The following is a 22,335-nucleotide window of genomic DNA, read 5'->3' as shown; positions in this document are numbered from 1 at the left end:
TCGTATCTTCAATCACTTATTTCACCCAATCCAAGAAATCAATAGTATGAAAAAATTAATGTTAGGACTTGTTGTTCTTTTCGGACAGTTTTTCTTTGCACAAGAAGTGGTAAACATGAAAGTGCAGGAGAGTCAGAAAACAGCTCCGCAGTCGGAACTGAGCAAAGAAAAAATCAAATTGTATAACGGGAAATTCTTTGAATTTGTCAATGCATTAAAGTCTTCAGACCGTAAGGCGATGGACGAATTGATTTCTGAAAAAGTAAAAACCTTAGTTACTGATGATGTCCTCAAGAAAGTTAAAGATGGAATTGATGTTACGAAAAAATTTGAGGTTTTAAAATCTGACTATATGCCTGTGGCAGACGGTTCTAATTATCCGGTGATTCAGTACAAATATGAAGGAGATTCAGCTGCTCAGGGAGTAGTAAGTGTTGTGTTTGAGGAAAACGGTAAAATATTAGGGGTTAAACCCTTAAGTAAGAGTGAATAATTAAAAAAATATAAATTATGATGACAGATGTTTTAGTTGCGAATTCCACCGACGTGGAAAAAGCAAGTTTTTATAAGAAAACATACCTGCATGTTGCTTTGTCAATTCTTGCATTTATAGGAGTTGAAACTGTTTTATTGAAAATAGTTCCAGAGCAGCTTATTTTTGCCATGTTCGCCCAGCGATATATATGGCTTTTAATAATAGGTGTTTTTTGGCTGGCTTCCTTTTTAGCGAATAAATGGTCGCTTTCACAAAGCAGGTCAACACAGTATTTTGGACTTGGATTCTATATTCTGCTTGAAGCAGTTATTTTCCTGCCGCTGATTTATATCGCAATGGTGTATTCCGGGCCGAAAGTTATTTTCCAGGCTGCAACGTTAACGGTAGCGATGTTTGCAGGGATTTCTGCAGTCGCATTTACTTCGAAGAGAGATTTTTCTTTTTTAAGAAACGTCATCGTTATTGGAGGATTTATTGCTCTGGGATTAATTGTAGGCGGAATGCTTTTCGGATTTAATCTTGGACTGTGGTTCTCGGTAGGAATGGTAATTTTAGCTTCGGCAACGATTTTGTATCAGACCAGCAAGCTTAAAGATTCGTATGCTACCAATCAGTATGTGGGAGCTTCTTTACAGCTTTTTGCTTCGATCATGTTATTGTTCTGGTATCTTTTGAGTATTTTAATGAGCAGAAGAAGCTAAGACGATAAAAAAAATAATAAACCCAAAAAATCCTGATGTTAATTCATCGGGATTTTTACTTTTTTAGGAGTAGTATGTTGGATAGAGACTACTTGTCAATGGAGCCTAAAACTTTCTGAGCAAAAGAATTTAAAGCATCTTTTTCGCTCATTCCGTTTTGTACATTGGCGTGAACTTCTAAGGCTCCGCAAATGTTGGTAATCAATTCTCCGGCAACGTTTAAATCTTCTTCACTGGTTCCTCTGAACTCAGAGAAGCTTTCTAAAACTTCCAGTGTTTTTTCAAGGTTTTCAGGCGTCTGATTCTGATAAAATTGTCTTATTACAGGTAGTTTCATATTATAATTCGTTAAATAAATTAATTAAACTTTCCGCCTGGTTAGACTGAACCTGATTCACCAATTCACCGTTTTTGAAGATAGCGAAAGTAGGTAAGTTATCCACTTTTGCTAATTTTCTGCTTTCCGGAAGTTTCTCAGCGTCTACGTATAAAAATGGAATACCTTCATTTTCAGAGGCTAATTTTTTGAACTTCGGTTTCATGATTCTGCAGTTTCCACACCAGGTTGCCCCATATTGAACGACTACTTTTTCATTATCGGTTACGATATTTTGTAAGGTATCTTCTGTTAGTTCTGTATACATCTGTTATATTTTTCAAATTTAACAATGTAGCAATTTAATAATTTACCAATCTAAATGAGATTTTTCGTGAACATTCATTAGTAAACTATTTGGATGCTCAAAATACATTATTAGACAATTAGATTGCTACATTGTTATATTAAAATTTTAGTTTTTTGCTAAATATTCAGCGGTAGAGTTTCTGTCAGCTTTCATAGCATCTTTTCCTTCTTCCCAGTTAGCAGGACAAACTTCTCCATGCTTCTGAACGTGAGTATAAGCGTCGATTAATCTTAAATATTCTTTTACATTTCTTCCAAGAGGCATATCGTTTACAGACTCGTGGAATACTTTTCCAGTTTCGTCAATTAGGTATGTTGCTCTGTAAGTAACGTTAGAACCTGTGAAGTTTTCATTACCTTCTTCATCATATTCGAAATCCTGATCTACAATTCCTAAAGCGTTAGCCAATTGTCTGTGTGTATCTGCCAAAAGAGGGTAAGTAACTCCTTCAATACCTCCGTTGTCTTTTGCTGTGTTTAACCATGCAAAGTGTACTTCGTTAGTATCACAAGAAGCACCGATTACTTTTGTGTTTCTTTTTTCGAATTCACCTAAAGCATCTTGGAAAGCGTGAAGCTCAGTCGGGCATACGAAAGTGAAATCTTTCGGGTACCAGAATAAAATAACTTTTTGTTGGTTTTTAGTGGTTTCTTCGAAGATGTTGATTCTAAGATCATCACCCATTTCAGACATTGCGTCAATTGCTACATTTGGGAATTTTTTTCCTACTAAAGACATAATTTTCGGTTTTTATATTTAAATTTTCTGATGCAAATATAGAAATATTCTGTCTATCGAACAAATCAATATCGATAAATAGAATCTATAATTGTTTTTGATTGATCCTAAAGAAAAAAGCCCTGAATTCAGGGCTTTTCATTATCTTTTAATAACCAAATACTTCGGTTAGATTAAGCTTTTTCACTTCTCCGAGTTTTTTCATATCGGCTTCGTTCACTTTATCCTGAGAGGAAACAATACAGTATGTATAGTTTTTACCTTTCATCTGTTTGTCATGAAAATTACTAATGTCCGTGAACGCCAGCTTCGGAGCCTGCTCGTACACATTCTTTCTCATGTCAAAATTATTTCCAAGCTTTTGGGCTTTTAAATAAGAGAAGATGATTCCATCCTGAGTAATTCTTTCAGAAGCGATGGTTTTTTTCAATCCGCTTTTTGCTGTTTCAAATAACTGATCTGATTTTGGAAGATCAGTAAGAAGTTCGTTCATCGCGGTTGTAGCCTCATTGAATTTATCAGCCTGAGTTCCAACGTACGCCATTACCATATCCTTATCTTCTTTTTTGCTTGGAAGTGCAAAGTAAGAATAGGTTGAGTAGGCTAATGCTTTAGACTCTCTGATGGTCTGGAACACGATAGAACCCATTCCGCCACCAAAATAATTATTGAATAAGCTTACGGTAGGCGTTGTTGATGAATTATACTGATCAGCATTTCTTACCCAGAAAACTTCGGCCTGCACCATATCATAATGAGCAAATAAAACCTTGTTCTTATCGGTTGGGATCTGAGCAAAAGTTTTAGATTTTGGAAGTTCTTTCAGGGTAGTAGGTAGTTTGTGTACCGTTGTCAGAGCGGCCGTAACTTCATTTCCGGATTTTGGTCCGTAATATAATACCCTGTGCTTATTATTGAACAAGTCATGAAGTACATTAATAAGGTCTTCTGCCTTTAACGCATCCAGTTCAGCATCACTTAATACGTTGTTGAACGGGTTTTGAGGACCATACTGCGCGTAACTTCTAAGTCCGGCCATAATGGTTCCTTTGTTCTGTTTTGCGTTCGCTCTGGCCTTCTTTAACCTGATTTTATAAGCATCCAATGCTTCCTGATCTGCCTGACAGTTTTTGATCAGATCTTCAAACAGAGAAGCGGTTTGGGCAAAGTTTTCATTTAGCCCTTCGAGAGACACATAGGTTTCTTCATTTCCGGCGCTTACATTAAAGCTTGAAGCCAGTTTGTAGAATTCTTTACTGATGGTTTCAGAAGATTTGTTTTTTGTTCCCAGGTATTGAAGGTATTCTGCTGCCAGAGGAAGAATTTTATTGTTCCATTTCCCGGAATCAAAGTGATAATATAATCTGAACAGGGCGTTATCCGTATTTTTTACAGACAATACATCTACACTTCCTAATTTGTTTTTGGCGATATCTTTATCATAGTTCAGCCATACCGGAGCAATAGCGTTTTCCGGCATTTCATCGATCTTTTTAAGGAAAGGTGACTGATCTTCTCTGTTTACAGAAACGGGAGTAATTGTAGGCTTATCTACTTTTACAATGCTTTTGTCTTCACCTTTTCTCTTGTAGATCGCTACATAATTGTTGTTTTGAAGATACTTTGCAGCGAAATCCATAATATCCTTTTTGGTAAGTTTGGATATTTCGTCTACATATTCCAAAGAAGCTTTATGATCAATATCAGAAGTAAATTCATCCATCAGGATACTTGCTCTTGAAGAATATTTTTCATCTTTCTGAATGATACTTTTCTTTTCATTATTAACAATAGACTGAATCAGGTCATCCGAGAATTCCCCTTTTCTAAGTTTGTCAATTTCCTGAAGAAGAAGGTTTTTCACTTCGTCTAATGATTGTCCTTCGGTAGGTTTCCCCTGTAATAAAAGAACTGAATAGTCTTTTAAAACATATGGGAAAGCATAGGCTCCTAATAATTTTTGTTTTTTTACTAAGTCAAGATCAATTAATCCAGCCTGTCCGTTGGTAAGCATATTACCTACTAAATTAAGTAATCTCGCATCTTTTGTGGTGGCACCCGGAAATCTGAAGCCAAGCATTACATTTTCAGGATTTGGACCTACTACTTCTTTAACGATTGGTGCAGTGATTGATTTTTCCTGTCCTACCTTATATTCAGGAACCGTTTTAGGTTTCATATAAGAAAAGGCTTTATCTATCTTGGCAATCATTTCATCAGGGTTGAAATCTCCGGACATAATGATTCCCATATTATTAGGAACATAATAACTGTTGAAATAATTTCTGATGGCATTAAGAGAAGGGTTCTTTAAATGCTCGATCGTTCCGATGGTGGTTTGCTTTCCGTAGTTGTTATTAGGAAATAAGCTGGCAAACATCATGTCATACACTTTGTCAGCATCATCATCAAGAGATCTGTTCTTTTCCTCGTAAACTGCCTCCAGCTCTGTATGGAAAAGTCTTAAAACAGGCTCTCTGAATCTTTCTCCCTGTACAGCCAGGAATTTATCCACTACATTAGCAGGAATATCTTCTGTGTATACGGTTTGTTCAAAAGAGGTGAAGGCGTTTGTTCCATCAGCACCCATTCCGGCCATCATTTTGTCGTACTCGTTGGCGATGGCATATTTTGCAGCTTCCCCGGAAACTCTGTCAATTTCCTTATAAATTGCTTTTCTTTGAGTTTCGTCTGTTGTTTTATTGTATTTCTCGTAAAGAGCATCAATCTGGTCTAATAGAGGTTTTTCTTTTGCCCAGTCTTTAGAACCGAATTTATCCGTTCCCTTAAAAAGCATATGCTCCAGGTAATGGGCAAGTCCTGTATGATCTGCGGGGTCAGTTTTACTTCCTGCTTTTGTCGCAATATAAGCCTGGATTCTTGGATCTTTACTGGTTGGGCTTAAAATAACAGTCAACCCATTTTTTAAGGTATAATATCTTGCTGAAGTAGGGTCGTTGGTGACGTACTTATAGGAGTAGCCATTCGATTTAGCTTCCTTCCATTGGAAATCCTGTCCGTAAGCATAGCCCGTGAAACTCGCCGCAGCAATACTTGTTACAATTGTGATTCTCTTAAAAAAATTCATGTGTTATAGTCGTATGTTTATATAATAATTATATTTAATTGAATTTAGCCAACAGATCTTTAATTCTTTTCATCGCTTCTGTAAGGTCTTCTTCCGATGCAGCATAAGAGAATCTGATACATTCAGGACTACCGAAAGAAACGCCACCTACACATCCGACACGTGCATTTTCCAACAGGAACATGGCGAAATCATCAGAATCTTTTATCTCTGTTCCGTCTAAAGTTTTCCCGATATAATAAGAAATGTCCGGGAAGAAGTAGAAGGCTGCTTTCGGCAGTAATACTTTAAATCCTGGAATTTCTTTCATGAGGCCATACACAAGATCTCTTCTTTTTTTGAAGGCATCAATCATGTATCTATATTCAGATGGATCTGTCATTAGCGCTGTGATAGAAGCTCTCTGTGCTACCGTATTCGCGCCGCTGGTCATCTGTCCCTGTACTTTCTCACATGCTTTCGCCAGCCATTCCGGGCAGGCAGAATATCCGATTCTCCATCCTGTCATGGCAAACGCTTTAGACATTCCGTTGATAACGGCAGTCTGCTCATATACTTCAGGGAATTGGGCGATAGAAGTAGTTTTTGTTTCGTAGTTGATGTATTCATAGATCTCATCAGAAATCACAGTTACATGTGGATATTTGGCAATTGCTTTTGCCAGAGATTTCAACTCGTCATATGTATAATATCCACCGGAAGGGTTACACGGAGAACTGAAAAGAATAGCTTTTGTTTTTTCAGTAATCGCTTCTTCCAGTTGTTCCGCAGTGATCTTGAAATCAGTGATGTAGGAAGCGGGAAGCATGACAGAGTTTCCACCCATCATTTTTACCATTTCATCATAGCTTACCCAATAAGGAGCGGGAAGCAATACTTCATCTCCGTCATTAACGATGGCTGCCAAAACATTTAAAATAGCTTGTTTGGCACCGTTTGATACACAGATCTGGGTAGGTTTATATTCGAGGTTGTTATCTCTTTTTAATTTATGAACGATCGCCTGGCGCAGTTCTAAAAATCCCGGAACAGGAGAGTAGTGGCTGTAGTTTTCGTTGATGGCATCAAAGGCTGCCTGTTTTATATTGTCTGGAACATCAAAATCCGGTTCGCCAAGGGTCAGGCTGATAACGTCTATTCCGTTGGCTTTCATTTCTCTGGCTTTGTTAGACATTACAAAAGTCTGAGAGTAGCCTAGTCTTTTTACTCTATCTGAAAGTTTGTCCATGTAGTATTTTTGAATTGTAACAAATATATAATAAAAACATCTTGCCGGGAAATAAAAACAATTCTAGTTTATAAGAATTTTGTCAGGTTTATATTAAATCATTAGATTTGGAAATAAGATTAAATGACCGGCTTTTACGGCATTTAACGGTATTGTAACCAAATTAGTATTGAAAATGTACAGATTATTGTTTTTATTATTTGCAACCCTTTTTTCAGCGCAGAACTATCGTTTTGTATATGAATATAAAATGAAGCCGGACGCCGGAAAGAAAGATTCCGTAGTGACGGATTACATGAATCTGGATACGGACGGTAAAAAATCTTATTTTTATAATGCTGTAAAATATGAGAGAGATTCTGCGTATACTGCCGATAAAAACAATGCCGCGCTCTTTCAGAGTAAACATTATGACCAGAACTTAAATTATATCATTGAAAAACAGTATGCTAAAAAAACAGTGAATTTCTATGATAAATTTAAAAGCGTCAATCTGCTGATCACAGAGAACGATGCTCCGAAATGGAAAATAGAAAATGAATTTGCAACCATTAATACTATGAACTGCCAAAAAGCAACAACCGACTATAAAGGTAGAAAATGGGAGGCGTGGTTCAGTAAAGAATATCCTATCAGTGATGGTCCTTATAAGTTCAGCGGACTACCGGGAGTTGTTTTAAAATTGAAAGATGCTGATGATAACCATGTTTTTAATTTAATACAAATCAAAAAAATACAATCACTTTTTGCACTTGTTCCTAAGAGCAGCAAACAGGTGACAAGAGAAGAATATAAAAAGATTATAAAAAACTATACCTTCATTGCCGCTGATGACATCCAGAGCATGAATATGGATTCCAAAGCGGGAATGATGAGCATTCAGTTAAAAGACGGGTATATTGGTAAGTTTGATACCAATCAGCTGAAAAAAAGCGGTGCCGGAATGGATGCTGAAATTGCCAAAAGGTTACGGAAAACAAATAATCCCATTGAAATGGATTAAAAATAAAATAAAAGACTGCTAAAAGGCAGTCTTTTTTTATATACCCGCCTTCAAAATTTGAATAAAGCCAATAAAAAGTTATTTTTGCAGATTATAATAATTCACATGTCTACATCGTTACTATTAAAATACTTTCCGGATCTTACCGAAACACAGATCGAGCAGTTCACATCATTGGAATCCCTTTATCATGAGTGGAACGAAAAGATCAATGTGATTTCCAGAAAAGATATGGAATCGCTTTACGAAAAGCATATTCTCCATTCTTTGGGAGTTGCCAAGGTAATGGTATTCGAGCCGGGAACCAGAGTGCTGGATATCGGAACCGGAGGTGGTTTTCCGGGAATTCCTTTAGCGATATTATTTCCTGAAACAGAATTCACTTTGGTGGATTCTATCGGAAAGAAAATCACCGTAGTTAATGCAGTTGCTGAAGGAGCCGGACTGAAAAACGTAAAAGCCATCCACGGAAGAGCTGAAAAAGTAAAAGAAAAGTTTCATTTTGTAGTCAGCAGAGCGGTAACGCAGATGCCGGAATTTCTGAAATGGCTCAAAGGGAAATTTGAAAAAGAACAGATTAATTCCAAACACAACGGTGTTTTATACTTGAAAGGCGGAGAGCTTGCAGAAGAGCTTGCCGGAATTAAATGTGAAATTTACAACCTTAAAAATTATTTTGATGAAGAGTTTTTTGATACTAAAAAAGTGGTTTATGTATCAAAAGGGAATTTTAATTCTTAATTTAATAGGATTGAGTGATATTTTTTGCTTAATATTGATTGATAATCAAAAATAACGATAACGTCATGAAAAAACTTTTACGTCTAGCGTTTTGTGCACTGTTTTTAGGATTATTTCTAATTTCTTGTGATGATGATGATTATCAAACCGTTGAATCTGTGGATAAAATAAAGATAGACAGTGTAAAAATTGTTAAAGATACCATGGATGTTTTTTCCATACAGCATATCAAGACGTATTCCACATATCCTTCTCATTGCGAAGGGTTTTATGGCTACGACTATGTGTATGATACCAAATTTGACAGAACTGTTACTTCATACAAATACAGATCAAGCGGACCGTGTGGACAGGGGAGTTATACTGCTGCCAGCCAGATTAATTTCAGTCCGCAGCAGACAGGTACCTATACTTTTAGATTCTGGAATGGAGGCAATAACTGGATTACCAAAACAATTGTAGTGGAATGATAATGAAATGGATCATGTTAATCTGTCTGATGGCTGCAGGGGCGATATTTGGGCAAAAGATTAACTGGAAGGAAGATCAGAAACTGGTTTGGGACAATTTTAAAAGTTCCGTAAACAGAAAAAGCAATCCCGATGTGGTAGCGTATACACATTGCGGGTGGGAATATTCCGTAGTGAAGTCTACCAATCCAAAATCTCCCGTTACCATTGAAATTACGACTATTTTCAATGAAGACAAATCCTGGAAAGATGTAAAAAGGATTAATGATTATGTACTGCTGCACGAGCAGAAACATTTTGATATTGCAGAAATATTTGCCAGAAAACTTCGAAAAGAAGTCAGTGAAAAGATCAAAACCTCCGGAGATTTCGATAAAACTTTCAAATCGGTTTACAATACGATATCTACAGAGTACAGAAATTATCAGATCTCCTATGACAAAGATACCCAGCACGGAATGAACAAGGAGAAACAGGCAGAATACAATGCTGCTATTTCTGAACAATTAGAAAACCTAAAAAGCTATAAAGCCTCTTGAAGTTCCTCAATAAAATCATCGACGAATTATTAGTACAAAACACAGATTTATCGGTGTTTAATATCATTCTGCCCGGAAAACGTCCTATTGTATTTATCCGGCAGATTTTAGAAGAAAATAATTATTCGGGATTTCTTCCCAACTTTTTTACAATAGAGGAACTGATCGACAGGATTGCAGATAAATTGCCCATTCAGGGGATTTCTTTGTGGCTTTTTTCGTTTGATGTGTATCAGAGTATGAATTTCATTCCCAGAGAAAGTTTTGCAGATTTTTTAAAATGGTTTCCCACCTTACAAAAAGATTGGGACGATATTTTAAAGTTTTCTGATAGTGATGAAGCGGTGCTTCAATATATGTTTGATGAAGAGCGGATAAAAGAATGGGCACAGGATCTGGGTGATGATGAAGATGTTCCAAGAAGGAAATTCCTTAATTTCTGGAAAAATATGACGGTTTTCCTTCCTGCGTTAAAGAAAAAGCTGCAGGAAAAGAATTGGGCGACTTCAGGAATGATTCACGAAGAAGCAAAATCTAAAATTGAAGCCTTTGCTAAAAATAATACCGAACAGTTTGTTTTTTGTGGGTTCAATGCTTTTACCCCTGTGGAAGAAAAGCTGGTGAGAAACCTGCTGCAATGGGATAAAGGACAATGTTTCTTTCAGGCAGACCGCTATTATTTTGATGACGAAAGACAAGAGGCAGGAAAATTCCTGAGAAATCATATAACATGGAAAGAATTTAATGACAGCAGAGCTTTTCAATGGATTGAAGATGATTTTAACCAGCCTAAAAATATAAAAGTTTACGAAGTTTCGGGGAATGTGGCCCAAACTAAAATCCTTCCGGAAATATTCAAGGAAATTACCAATAAAACCTTTTCAAACACAGCCGTGGTGTTGTTAGATGAAAATCTATTGCCTGCAAGCTTAGATGTGATGTATGGTGTTGATCATCTAAATATTACCATGGGATTTCCGCTGAAAAATTTATCATTCTCCAATGCGGTGAAACAACTTTTTTACCTGCAGAAGCAGTTAGAAAAAAATAAATCTTCTTATTATTACAGGGATATATTTCCGATTCTTGAAGAACTTCCCAAATCTGCTGAAGATGGAGAGATTATCAGTCAGTTTAAAGCTAAAATAGAGGAAAGAAATATCGTTTATATATCCAGAAAGCTTTTGCATGAGCTGCTGAGCGAACTTTCTTATTTTAATTTGCTTCAGAAAGCAGATTCTGTAAGCGCATATCTCGATGAGTTTATTGCCTTCTGCCGCCAGGTGAAATGGCTGGAGATCGATGATATTCAGTATGAAAATGTATCTCATTTTGAAAATGCCTTCAGGATAATCAAAAACCAGCTTACTCCATACGATTTTGAGATTAAAATGGAAACCCTGGAGATTTTGATCAATCAGCATATTAATTCTGAAAGTATTGACTTTCAGGGAGAGCCTTTGCGTGGGCTTCAGATTATGGGACTTCTGGAAACGCGTCTTCTCAATTTTGAAAACGTGATCATGCTTTCTGTGAACGAAGGAAAGCTTCCATTGGGAAATTCACAGAATACCTATATTCCATTCGACATCAGAAGATTTTTTGATCTTCATACCTTTCTTGAAAACGACAGTATTTATGCCTACCATTTTTACAGGTTGATCCAGGATTCCAAGAATGTCCATCTGCTGTTTAATGCCTTAAGTTCCGGAGTAAATACTGGGGAAAAAAGCCGGTTCATCACGCAGATTGAAATGGAGAGTTCTCATCCTATTGAGCACCTGATTATTGAAAATTCTTCGGAGCCGATTACCACCCAGCCCATTGAAATTACGAAGACGGCTGTGGTGTTGGAAAAGCTTGAAAAGTGGAAAGAAAAAGTATCCGCTTCACATCTTACGAGCTATCTCTATAATCCTATTGATTTCTATCTTTCCAAGATTCTGAACACCTCTGAAACCGATGAAATTGAAGAAGAACTGTCTATAAAAAATTACGGGAATCTAGTGCATTACTCACTTCAAGAAGTATATGAAGTATTAAAAGGTAAGGTTTTAAAAGAAAGTGATTTAAACAATTCAATTAAAGCAATAGATCAATATGTTAATATTGCTATAGAAAAGCTTAAACACCAGCCGGAATTCTATGAAAAAGGGATGAATTACATCCATAAGGCCATTGCAAAAAAAGTAATCGAAAGCATTCTTACCTATGATCTTGAGTTGGTGAAAAGCGGAAATGCATTAGAAATTATTGACATTGAAAGGAGGTTTGAAAATGTTGATTTTTATCTGGCTGATAAAGATAAAATTTCGTTCTTTGGATTTATCGACCGCATCGACCGTCTTAATGGAACGTTGAGAATTATTGATTATAAAACAGCAAAAATAAAAAATCTCAGCGTAAAGATAGACGAAGATAATGTTGAGGAATATTTCCTTAACAGCGACCGTAAACAGGCACTACAGCTTTGTATTTATCAGTACGTCGTTCAGAGTCTTCCTGAGTTTTGGGGACTTCCGGTGGAAACAGGTATCTGGAGCTTTGCTGAAGCCAGAAAAGGTGTAATTTCTTTGCAATTTGATAAAGGAACGATTGATGATGCAATGCAATCGGTGAAAAATTTAATTCTTCAGATTTTAGATCCTGACCTTACTTTTATAGAGAATATAAAATCGTATATCAACTAAAATGCACCCCATTGCTGAAGTGCACTACTGTAAAGATTTGATATTGAGAAAAAACTGAATTTATAATTTTACTTTTTTACTGAGTATTTTTCCATTGTTTTGAATGACCTGAACCAGATACACGCCAGATTCTAAACTTTTAGATTCAAATTGTGTTGTACTTACGTCCTGATGAAGAATTAATGCTCCGGAAATACTGTAAATACTGATGTTTTTAATATCATTTTTTGCTTTCACCATAATCTGCCGGTTTTGGGTAAAGATATCTGGTTGTTCTTCAGACTTACCATTGCCTATTGTTTTGTTAAACTGCAAATTGTAGAACTCGGTGACGATTTCAAAAGTATATGGCTGATTTTCCAGGTCTTTGATAGCAATTCCTCCGTCTTTATCATATTGTTCTTTTGAAACTGTTTTCACTACATTTTTATTTCCATCGAAAATATTCACCGCAGACAGTTCATCCCGATTGATTTTTAAGGTAAGAACCCCATTGTTTTCAGATTGTACAATAGCTTCTTCCGTAATGGCAGCAGGAGTTGTTTTAACATAAGGAATCATTTTATTTTCATTGTTATGATCTGATACTTTCAATAAATAAACGCCATCCTGCAAAGAGGACAAACTACGGTCTGAACCTGTTTTTCCTGTCGCTTTTTCATGGTTAAAATCGGTAATTTCAACCAATTTCATTCCCTGAAGCTCCGGTTTTATTTGTGAAGAATAGGGTGGAGGCAAGGTAGATTGATTATTTCCTGCCTGTTTAGAAGTTAATACGGCCCATTCATTGAATAAACCACCGCTTCTAAGCGTATTTAATTTTGCATTGGAAGCCAGTACAAAAGGCAGAATTCCTCCTATATGTCCTAAAGGTCCCCAATAAAAAGAATCCAATTTATATTTATTCAAATCCCACCAGGCATAATATCCACGCTGAACCTCAATGGTTTTCGAAGTATTTTCAGGCGCAATGGCGAGGTCTACCGTTGAGTGTCCTAAAGTCATAGGCGTTTTGTTATACCAGTCATACACATCACTGGCTTTTAAGCACTTTCTGAATACGTGATTTGGATTATTCGTCACTTCATTCACAAATTGAGTTGTAAACAGTTTTCGCCAAATCACCGGACCCCACAATAATCCGCCGTTATCCTGAGTGACATGTTCATCATATTTTTGAAGATATTCCGGGGAAATCACTTCAGAGATATTGTTGGTATAGCTCTTATAGCCAATGTTATTACAGGTATTGACTACATTCGCGAGAAAAGAAGAAAAAGGATAGATATCTTTTTCCAGAACTCCTTTTTGAAGGGTAACTCCTGAAAAATCATACGGACCGTCTCCCATATAAGCATATTTGAATTGGAGATTACCCGGATTAGAAACACTTAATCTTTTTAGAGTAGACATTGCTGCATGAGCTCCCTGAGAATAACCTGTCAAGAAATATTCATTGTACCGCCTTATTCCTAATTGGGCTAACACTTTATTGGCTGCTGTTACGAAATCAATTGTAGCGCCGGCCTCCGTGGGATAGTGTACATACGGATGAACACCGTCTCCGCTTCCCATTCCGACATAGTCCGGAGCCATGACAATATAACCGTTCAGGGCATAAGACAACTCTACAACAAAACCTGCATACAGGACTCCTTTCAGGTTTGAAGGTACATTCTGACGGCTGTCTGTCGTTCCATGATCCGATACTACAGTGGAAAGCTTATAGTTGACATTGGGGTACATAACCAACCCGGTAGCTTTCACCAGCGTATTGTTTTCATTTTTAGTGTAGTAGGTTATTTTATACGCCTTTAAGCCTGTATTGAACCCGTTAAGGTAGCTTACAAAGTCAGGAGCATTCTGTTCTCCCAAATTTTGGGCAATGAAGTTGATTACTCCCTGAGGGGTCAGATCTAAATTCTTTTCAAAATTAACTACATCTCCGGCCTGTTGTGCAAAATAGTAAGGTGCAGCAAGGCTTAATAAAAATAAGGATATTTTTTTCATATTGATATTTTAAGTGATGATTAAGTTAAATATTTACATTAAATAAGCATCAGTGTTAATAGATCAACAACTATTCATTGAATATAAATTCCTCTTGAGGTGAGTAAAATAAAAGAGTCCGGCCAAATGACCGGACTCTTTTATACTATTTTGTTATCTTCTTAAAATGCGTTGATTCCTGTGATATCCATTCCGGTAATCAATAAATGAACATCGTGTGTTCCTTCATACGTAATTACTGATTCTAAGTTGGCCGCGTGTCTCATCATCGGGAATTCTCCCATAATTCCCATTCCGCCAAGGATCTGTCTTGATTCTCTTGCGATATCAATAGCCATTTTCACATTATTTCTTTTTGCCATTGAAATCTGTGCAGGACTCGCTTTATGATTGTTTTTAAGGGTTCCTAACTGTAGGCATAATAACTGAGCCTTAGTGATTTCCGTTAAAAATTCTGCTAATTTTTTCTGTTGAAGCTGGTAAGAACCAATAGGTTTTCCGAATTGCTTTCTTTCTTTAGAATATTGTACCGCTGTACAGTAACAATCAATTGCAGCACCGATTACTCCCCATGAGATACCATATCTGGCAGAGTTCAGACATGATAAAGGACCTTTCAGACCTGTAACTCCCGGAAGAAGATTTTCTTTAGGAATTTTCACGTCATTAAATACCAATTCTCCTGTTTGTGAGGCTCTTAAGCTCCATTTATTGTGGGTGGCAGGAGTCGTAAAGCCTTCCATTCCTCTTTCAACGATAAGCCCCTGTACTTTTCCTTCTTCATTTTTTGCCCATACTACGGCAATATCGCATAAAGGAGAATTCGTGATCCACATTTTAGCCCCATTTAAAAGATAATGGTCGCCCATATCTTTAAAATAAGTTTCCATAGAACCGGGATCGGAACCGTGGTTAGGCTCTGTAAGGCCAAAAGAACCGATCATGTCTCCGGAAGCCAGTTTGGGTAAATATTTTCTTTTTTGTTCCTCAGAACCAAATTCATTAATAGGAAACATCACCAAAGAACTCTGTACAGAAGCAGCTGAACGCACTGCAGAATCTCCTCTTTCCAATTCCTGCATGATAATACCATAAGAAATCTGATCTAACCCGGAACCTCCGTATTCAACCGGAATATAGGGGCCTAGAGCTCCGATTTTACCCAATTCTTTCATTAAGCCTGGCAAATCGGTGTGGTTTTGTGCAGCCTGATCAATCTGTGGCATTACAAAACTTTCTACCCAATCTCTTATCGATTGACGGATCAGTTTGTGTTCTTCAGTTAATAAAGCATCAATTCCGTAATAGTCGGGAATGCTTGTAAGAGGATAGTATGACATTTGTTTTTAATTTCCCTAAAAATAGCACTTTTCAGTATTCCGGGAAAATTTTTTTTGAAAGGCTTTTCATATCCTTTATTTTCACCTTTTTAATGAATAATTCTGGCGGAATTGTTCAGTCTATTTTTCATCGTCACTATCGTCATCCCGGTTTGAAATGGGATATTGACTGGTAGAATTGTGCACTTTGCTTTTAAATTTATACAGATACGGAGCCTTGTTGGCAGAGCCGTCGTACAGCTTTTCCAGCCTGTCAAGAATATTTAAGCTTAAGATCTTCCGCTGAAAATTGTTCCTCCTGAATTTCTCATTTAAAATCGTTTCATAAAGAGATTGCAGATCTTTCATGGTGAATTTTTCAGGCAGAAGATTGCTGGCTGCAACCTCCGTATTGATGTTCATCCGGAGATATTCAAGCCCCGTTTCTATCACGCGGTCATGATCGAAGGCCATTTGTGGTAATTTGCCAACCTCAAACCACTCACAGGTTTCATTGAATGCATCAGGAAAAGTATTGGCAATAGAAAAATCGATAAGGCTGCAATAGCCCACCGTAATAAAACGCTGAAAGATCCAGTGGTCTTTGGGTACTTCAATTCCTTTATTATTAAGTAAAATCTGATGCACATTATTTTCCGTACGGTCGATTCTCCCAAACGTATGAAACTGCTTTAAAAACAGGTCTTTTAGTTGGGTTCTTTCATATAATACCCTTGCAGCAGCCTCTCTGAGGTCTTCATCATTAAAGACAAAACCACCGGGAAGCGACCACAGATCCAAGTCGTGGTATTTTAAGAGCAAAACCTTCAGAATGTTATTATGAAAACCAAAAATAGTGCAGTCAACAGATACGTGTGCCACAAAATCTTTTGTATCAATAAGTTCCTGAAGTGTTTCTTTGTTTTTTGTATCCTTGATTTCCATGGCAGTAAAAATAAAATTATTTTTTATACTTTTTTCCTGGCAAGGTGAAAATATATTAAACTTATCGTAAGAAGCACGATTACAGCAAGTAAAATGTAGAGAGGATAATAGTTTAAGAGCTGTTTTCCGAACAATAATGACATAATAATTGAACTGACAGAGCTGCCCAGCGATGAAAAAATGACAATTAATGAAGTAAACAGATTTATTTTTTCCTTGTGGATCTGAGCAATCATTTTAGAATTGATAACAGGGTAGAGCGGCGCCAGAAATAGTCCGATGACAGGAAATAAAAACAAAAGTACTTTTGAGTTTTCAGAGTCAAAGTATTGTATTCCCAGAATAATAATCAAAACACTGATAATTAAAAAAATACAAAGCGTATAATAAGCAGGTAATGAAAATCTTTGAATAATATTCGCGGTAGCTATTCTTCCTGCATAAGAAAAAAGAGCCAGAAAAGAAGTGGCCTGCAAAGCAAAAAATGAATTGACCTTCAAATGATTTTTATAAAATGAAGGAAGCCATGAATTGAATCCCTGCTCTACAAAAACAATAAAAAATACAACTCCTAAAAAGCTAACAATTACAGGATTAACAAATTTAGAAAGTTCTGAAATAATACTTTCTTTATCCACTTTCTGAGGTTCTGAAATCTCCAGTTTTGAAAATAAAAATATAGTCACTGCACAAATCATGGATATGGATAAGAAGCCAAATTTCCAAAATTCAGAATATTGACTTGATATCAGCCATCCAAAACCTGTATTAACTACAAAAATACCAATCATGAACGACGCTTCGACGCTATTCATCATCTTGGCAAGAGATTTTTCGTCTGAAATATTGTTCCTGATAATCCCAAAAACACAAATCTTGCCGATCGCAAAACAGGTCCCAATGATAGCAAACCAGACCTTATAGAACCAGAAAACTTCTACAAAAGGTAAAACTGATGCGCAAATACCTACAATAATAAGAGCTAAAATCAGTGCCTTTTTTGTACCGATTTTACTGATAAAGTTAACGGCAAAAAGCGAAATAAATGCTATCGGAAGATCTTTAAATGATTCTAAAAATCCCAGTTTTTCGTAGGTTATTTTTGCCTCAGAAAGTTGAAGAATCACAATGCCCATGCAGTTTAAAACCATTGAAAAAATCAGGAAAGTGAGTTTCAGAGGAAGCGAAATATGGGAGAGCTTAGTCGTCATTTTGGGGATTTTTTTATTGGATTTTTATGAGTTTTTATGATTTATACGAAAGAAAAGATGCCTTTAAACCCCCAAAAATAAACGAAAAATTAAAATATTTATTAATATAATGTTAATTATTTAAAAAAAAATATATTTTTATTGTCTCAATTTGAGAATTAAAAACTAACTGTATATGAATGTTAAAATATCAAAATGCCTGGGAATGGTTGCTGTCCTATACTTTACAGCAAATTTCAATGCTCAGAGCCAGGTGAAAAAAGACACTGTTCCGAAAGAGAAGGCTATAGAAGAAGTTGTTCTTGTAGGCTACGGATCAGTAAAAAAGCAGAACCTTACCAGTGCAGCTACTACGGTAAAAGCAGATGCATTTGATAACAGACCGCTCTACAATGTAGGACAAGCATTGCAGGGACAGGCTGCGGGAGTAAGTGTCATTCAGTCCTCAGGAAAACCGGGAGCGACCATTGATATCAAGATTAGAGGAAATAACTCAATTTCGTCAGCAGTAAGTCCTCTTTACGTAGTGGATGGTATACAAACCAATGATATCAGTGGGATCAATACAGATGATATTGTAGATATGACTATTCTGAAAGATGCATCATCTACTGCAATCTATGGTATTAACGGATCTTCAGGTGTGGTAATTATTACAACCAAAAGAGGAAAAGCAGGAAAGCCTCAATTGAACTTTAATGCATACTGGGGATCTTCTAAAACAGTAAAAAATATAGACGTACTTTCTCTTGATCAATATAAATCGTTATTAGGAGACATCAAACTGAACGGAGGAGGAGATTATCTTGCTACAGCAAATAACAGCCGTTATGCAGGGATTAATACGGATTGGACTAAAGAAGTCTTTCAGACAGGATTTGATCAAAATTACAATGTAAATTATTCTTTCGGAAACGAAAATGTTAAAGCATATGCAGCCCTTGGATATCAAGATATCGATGGGATCATCAAGCCTGCAAAGTTCCAGAGAACCTCTGCAAAATTGAATTTGGATGCAGTAATTCTTCCCTGGCTGAAATTAAACTCATCTGTTAATTATTTCCTTACGAACCTTACCAATACCAACGATAATTTAAGTACAGCAAGGGGTGGAGTTGTATTAAGTGCTTTCAATACACCCACATTTTTGCCGGTATATGGAAACCAGGTTAATATGAGTCCTGGAGATTCAGAGATATACGATCAGACAACAGGAGCTATAAAAGATGGGTATAAGTCGGGGCAATTTGCTCCCAACCCCTATCAGTCATCATGGGAAAACCCTGTTGCGTATCAATCCAGAAAAGACAAAACTCTTACGCAGAGATTTTTAAGCAATTTAGGGCTTGAAGTAAAAATTTTTAAAGATCTTACCTGGAGACCAAGTGTATCATTTGATATGACGGATTCAAGGAATACTAAATTTACCGATGGATATCAGACCAGCTATGGAAGATCTAAATTCGGTATTGGTTCTCAGGAATTTTATCAGTATCAGGAATATAATTTTGAGAACACGTTGAATTACACCTTGAAGAGATCAGTACACGATTTATCTATACTTGGAGGACTTCAGATCAATGAAAAAAATATACAGAATACATACTATAGTGGTGATAATTTCCCGGGTGACACGTTTAATTTTAATTATGATTTAGCCAAGAATCAAGGGAATGATTTCCATAAAGAGATTCTAAGACAGGTTTCATTTTTCGGAAGAGTTCTTTATACACTTAATGGTAAGTATACAGTGATGGGTGTTTTCAGAGAAAATGCAAATTCTGCTTTAGCACCGGGTAATAAATGGGGATTCTTTCCGGGAGTTTCAGCTTCATGGCTGATTTCCAAGGAAAATTTCCTTGCAGACAGTAAACTGATTAGTGAATTGAAAATTAGAGGAGGTTGGGGAAAAACAGGTAATGCATCAGCCATTCCGGCCTATTCCCATTTTAATCTTTATGATCCTTACTGGTCTAATGGCATTCCTACCTATACCAATACCCAATCTGATAGCAGTGATCTTACATGGGAAACTACCACAGATACAAACGCGGGTCTGGATATTGGATTGATCAGTAACCGTATCAGACTAAGTGTTGATGTTTATCAGAGAAAAACAGACAACCTGATAACTTCAATTCCTTTAGGTACGAACGATTTTAAAATTTTCAGAAATATAGGTTCTCTTGAAAATAAAGGATTGGAATTAACACTTAATACAGTAAATATTAAAAATGAAAATTTTACATGGAATACTTCATTCAATATTTCATTTGCTAAAAATAAAGTAACGCACATCAGCGATTATCTTAGAACAATTCAGGCTGCAAATATAGACGGGATGGGAAATCTGGTTAGAATCCAGGAAGGTGAGTCATTAGGAATGTTCTACGGATATCAGGTGGCAGGAGTAAACCCTAATAATGGGGATCAGATGTATGTAAACGCCAGCGGAAATACAGTGGCTTATGCAGATTTGAAACCGGAAGACAGAAAATACATAGGAAATCCAAACCCTGATTTTACATTTGGCTTCAGCAATAATTTTACCTTTAAAAACTGGTATGTGGATATGCTGATTACAGGGTCAGTAGGAAATGATCTCTTCAATGCAACGAGATTCGATCTGGAAATGATGAATGATTATAAAAATCAGTCCACAGCAGTATTGAATCGCTGGACAACAGTAGGGCAGATCACAGATGTGCCTAGAGCTAACTCCACTTCTGCACAGGCAATTTCTGATAGATTTATTGAAGATGGTTCTTATGTAAAGTTAAAAGCGGTTACATTAGGATATAACTTCAATAAACCGTTTAAAGGAGTGAATAAACTTAATCTATATGTAACGGGGCAGAATATTTTTACCATCACCAATTATTCAGGGATGGATCCTGAAGTGAACGGATTTAGTCCTAACAGAAATACATCTGGTGCTGATAGATCAGTTTTTGGAATAGATTACGGAACTTATCCTCAGGTAAGAACTTTCATCATCGGGTTAAAAGCTAACTTCTAAATTATTTACAATGAAAATCAACAAAGCAATATATTATTTATTTGGAGCATCAGTTCTTGTTACCGCTGTTTCATGTAATAATTTCCTGGATACAGAACCTATTACAGAGCAAGGGATTCCAGTTGCAAATCCTTTAAAAACAGCAACAGACGCAGAAAATAGAATGAACACCATTTATGCGGCATTCGGAAATGAATACTGGCAGCTGGATTACGGAATGAATGGAGATTCACAAACAGATATTTCCTATGCCGGCGCGGATAACGTTCAAAACTTCCAGCAGGATGAATACCGTATCATTGCCACCAATACTAATATAACAAGAGATTGGAAATACATATACGGTTTCATCAATGACTGTAATATGATTCTTAATTATGTAGATGAAATCAATGATCCTGCATTAACAGCAGCCAGAAAAGCTGAAATGAAATCGGAGGCATCCATTATGAGAGCATTGTATTATTTTCATGCTGTACAGCTTTGGGGAGATGTTCCTTTGGTGACAAAAGCAGTAATAGGGGTGAATTCAGGTAACTTTGATGAAGTATACAGTCAGGTGTATCCGGCAAGGAAAACAGTTCAGGAGGCATATGATCTGATCATTGCAGATCTTGAAGGAGCTATTGCCAATGCTCCGGCTGGAAGTGAAAAATACAGAGCCAATAAAAACTTTGCTTATGGATTGCTGGCTAAAGCTAATGCAACAAAACCAAACCCTGACTGGGCAAAAGTAAAACAATATACTTCCAATATCGCAGGTGTAAACTTACTTCCCGTATATGATAATCTTTTTGACGGACTGCACGAAGCCAATGCCGAATCTATTTTCGAAGCCGACGGTAATGCGGGAAGTGTGTGGGCTTGGGGATCATCAATGTTTTTAGGAACCGACTGGAAGAAATTCAATGTTCCTTCCAATGACCTTGTTAAAACTTTTTCTGATGCCGGAGATACTCAGAGAATGAATAGTTCTATTAATTTTTCGCCGGTGGCATGGTCCGATAATTACTGGCCAAGCACCAACTATCCTTTCATGTATAAAATGCGGAAAACGGATGGAACACAGAATTTTTACGTCATGAGATATGCAGACATCCTTTTACTGAAGGCAGAAGCGGCTGTAAGAACAGCAGATTACACAGGAGCAGCAGGGTATATTAATCAGGTGAGATCCCGAGTGGGCTTGGCCCCGGTTGCAGTTTCTTCTGAAACAGACGGAATTGCTAAAGTTTTGGCAGAGAGAAAAATGGAACTGGCTTTTGAGGGACAGCGCTGGTTTGATCTGAAAAGAACCGGAACGGCCGTTGCTATTCTTTCCCAACAGAAAGACGGAAATGGGAATATTCTTCCGTATGCGGCAAATATCAATCAGAATAGACTGCTATGGCCTATTCCTCAAGGACAGAGAGATAACAATCAAAATTTAACCCAAAATCCAGGTTATTAAA

At 36.7% G+C, this 22,335-nt stretch carries 18 protein-coding genes; 9 read left to right on the top strand and 9 right to left on the bottom strand.

From position 1 onward, the window contains the following. The first annotated feature begins 46 nt into the window (after window positions 1-46). Window positions 47-493 carry a peptidylprolyl isomerase gene (locus tag SB679_RS03025; RefSeq protein WP_410700745.1) on the top strand — a complete coding sequence of 149 codons (447 nt, stop codon included), beginning with the start codon at window positions 47-49 and terminating at the stop codon, window positions 491-493. Between the two features lie 17 nt (window positions 494-510). Then, on the top strand, window positions 511-1,197 hold the full coding sequence (locus SB679_RS03020) for a Bax inhibitor-1 family protein (RefSeq protein ID WP_410700744.1): 687 nt from the start codon (window positions 511-513) through the stop codon (window positions 1,195-1,197). Window positions 1,198-1,285: 88 nt separating this feature from the next. On the opposite strand, the gene SB679_RS03015 is transcribed toward SB679_RS03020, so the two are convergent. From SB679_RS03015 to SB679_RS02995, 5 genes are all read right to left on the bottom strand, one after another. After that, a complete protein-coding gene (locus tag SB679_RS03015; RefSeq protein WP_027375263.1) occupies window positions 1,286-1,534 on the bottom strand; it encodes a DUF6952 family protein in 249 nt (82 codons plus the stop codon). Window position 1,535: 1 nt separating this feature from the next. Then, window positions 1,536-1,841, bottom strand: coding sequence for a thioredoxin family protein (locus tag SB679_RS03010; protein WP_410700743.1), 306 nt, complete (start codon window positions 1,839-1,841; stop codon window positions 1,536-1,538). Window positions 1,842-1,988: 147 nt separating this feature from the next. Next, window positions 1,989-2,621, bottom strand: coding sequence for a peroxiredoxin (locus SB679_RS03005; RefSeq protein WP_317739558.1), 633 nt, complete (start codon window positions 2,619-2,621; stop codon window positions 1,989-1,991). Window positions 2,622-2,769: 148 nt separating this feature from the next. Beyond that, window positions 2,770-5,709 carry a M16 family metallopeptidase gene (locus SB679_RS03000; protein ID WP_410700742.1) on the bottom strand — a complete coding sequence of 980 codons (2,940 nt, stop codon included), beginning with the start codon at window positions 5,707-5,709 and terminating at the stop codon, window positions 2,770-2,772. 34 nt (window positions 5,710-5,743) lie between these two features. Further along, window positions 5,744-6,937, bottom strand: coding sequence for a pyridoxal phosphate-dependent aminotransferase (locus SB679_RS02995; RefSeq protein WP_410700741.1), 1,194 nt, complete (start codon window positions 6,935-6,937; stop codon window positions 5,744-5,746). A gap of 175 nt (window positions 6,938-7,112) precedes the next feature. Between SB679_RS02995 and SB679_RS02990 the strand changes: the two genes are divergently transcribed. The 5 genes from SB679_RS02990 (at window position 7,113) to SB679_RS02970 (ending at window position 12,380) form a co-directional block, all read left to right on the top strand. After that, on the top strand, window positions 7,113-7,940 hold the full coding sequence (locus tag SB679_RS02990) for a GLPGLI family protein (protein WP_410700740.1): 828 nt from the start codon (window positions 7,113-7,115) through the stop codon (window positions 7,938-7,940). A 105-nt stretch (window positions 7,941-8,045) separates the two neighbouring features. Beyond that, window positions 8,046-8,681 carry a 16S rRNA (guanine(527)-N(7))-methyltransferase RsmG gene (gene rsmG / locus SB679_RS02985; RefSeq protein ID WP_410700739.1) on the top strand — a complete coding sequence of 212 codons (636 nt, stop codon included), beginning with the start codon at window positions 8,046-8,048 and terminating at the stop codon, window positions 8,679-8,681. A gap of 65 nt (window positions 8,682-8,746) precedes the next feature. Beyond that, the gene (locus SB679_RS02980) at window positions 8,747-9,151 is read left to right on the top strand and encodes a hypothetical protein (RefSeq protein WP_034714752.1); all 405 of its coding nucleotides are present in this window, start codon (window positions 8,747-8,749) and stop codon (window positions 9,149-9,151) included. Continuing rightward, window positions 9,148-9,690: a DUF922 domain-containing protein gene (locus SB679_RS02975; protein ID WP_410700738.1), complete on the top strand. Its 543-nt coding sequence runs from the start codon at window positions 9,148-9,150 to the stop codon at window positions 9,688-9,690. The genes SB679_RS02980 and SB679_RS02975 overlap by 4 nt, the downstream gene beginning before the upstream one ends. After that, the gene (locus SB679_RS02970) at window positions 9,687-12,380 is read left to right on the top strand and encodes a PD-(D/E)XK nuclease family protein (RefSeq protein ID WP_410700737.1); all 2,694 of its coding nucleotides are present in this window, start codon (window positions 9,687-9,689) and stop codon (window positions 12,378-12,380) included. Before SB679_RS02975 ends, SB679_RS02970 begins: the two co-directional genes overlap by 4 nt. Before the next feature lie 60 nt (window positions 12,381-12,440). Here the strand turns inward: SB679_RS02970 and SB679_RS02965 are convergent, their stop codons facing one another. From SB679_RS02965 to SB679_RS02950, 4 genes are all read right to left on the bottom strand, one after another. Then, window positions 12,441-14,390 (bottom strand): T9SS type A sorting domain-containing protein, encoded by a 1,950-nt coding sequence (locus SB679_RS02965; RefSeq protein ID WP_410700736.1) that lies wholly within the window; start codon window positions 14,388-14,390, stop codon window positions 12,441-12,443. 161 nt (window positions 14,391-14,551) lie between these two features. Continuing rightward, complete coding sequence (locus SB679_RS02960; protein WP_410700735.1) at window positions 14,552-15,730, bottom strand: acyl-CoA dehydrogenase family protein; 1,179 nt, start codon at window positions 15,728-15,730, stop codon at window positions 14,552-14,554. Window positions 15,731-15,850: 120 nt separating this feature from the next. Continuing rightward, window positions 15,851-16,654, bottom strand: coding sequence for an NUDIX hydrolase (locus SB679_RS02955; RefSeq protein WP_410700734.1), 804 nt, complete (start codon window positions 16,652-16,654; stop codon window positions 15,851-15,853). 23 nt (window positions 16,655-16,677) lie between these two features. Further along, a complete protein-coding gene (locus SB679_RS02950; protein ID WP_410700733.1) occupies window positions 16,678-17,865 on the bottom strand; it encodes an MFS transporter in 1,188 nt (395 codons plus the stop codon). 175 nt (window positions 17,866-18,040) lie between these two features. Here SB679_RS02950 and SB679_RS02945 point away from each other — a divergent pair, with 175 nt between their 5' ends. Together SB679_RS02945 and SB679_RS02940 are read left to right on the top strand one after the other, a co-directional pair. Continuing rightward, complete coding sequence (locus SB679_RS02945) at window positions 18,041-20,884, top strand: SusC/RagA family TonB-linked outer membrane protein (protein ID WP_410700732.1); 2,844 nt, start codon at window positions 18,041-18,043, stop codon at window positions 20,882-20,884. A 10-nt stretch (window positions 20,885-20,894) separates the two neighbouring features. Further along, window positions 20,895-22,334 carry a RagB/SusD family nutrient uptake outer membrane protein gene (locus SB679_RS02940; protein ID WP_410700731.1) on the top strand — a complete coding sequence of 480 codons (1,440 nt, stop codon included), beginning with the start codon at window positions 20,895-20,897 and terminating at the stop codon, window positions 22,332-22,334. Window position 22,335 lies beyond the last annotated feature (1 nt).

The sequence above is a fragment of the Chryseobacterium sp. SIMBA_029 genome, assembly GCF_046535275.1.
In the GTDB taxonomy this organism is placed as follows: Bacteria; Bacteroidota; Bacteroidia; order Flavobacteriales; family Weeksellaceae; genus Chryseobacterium.
Note: the sequence above shows the minus strand (reverse complement) of the source record. Positions and strands in the feature narration are given on the sequence as shown.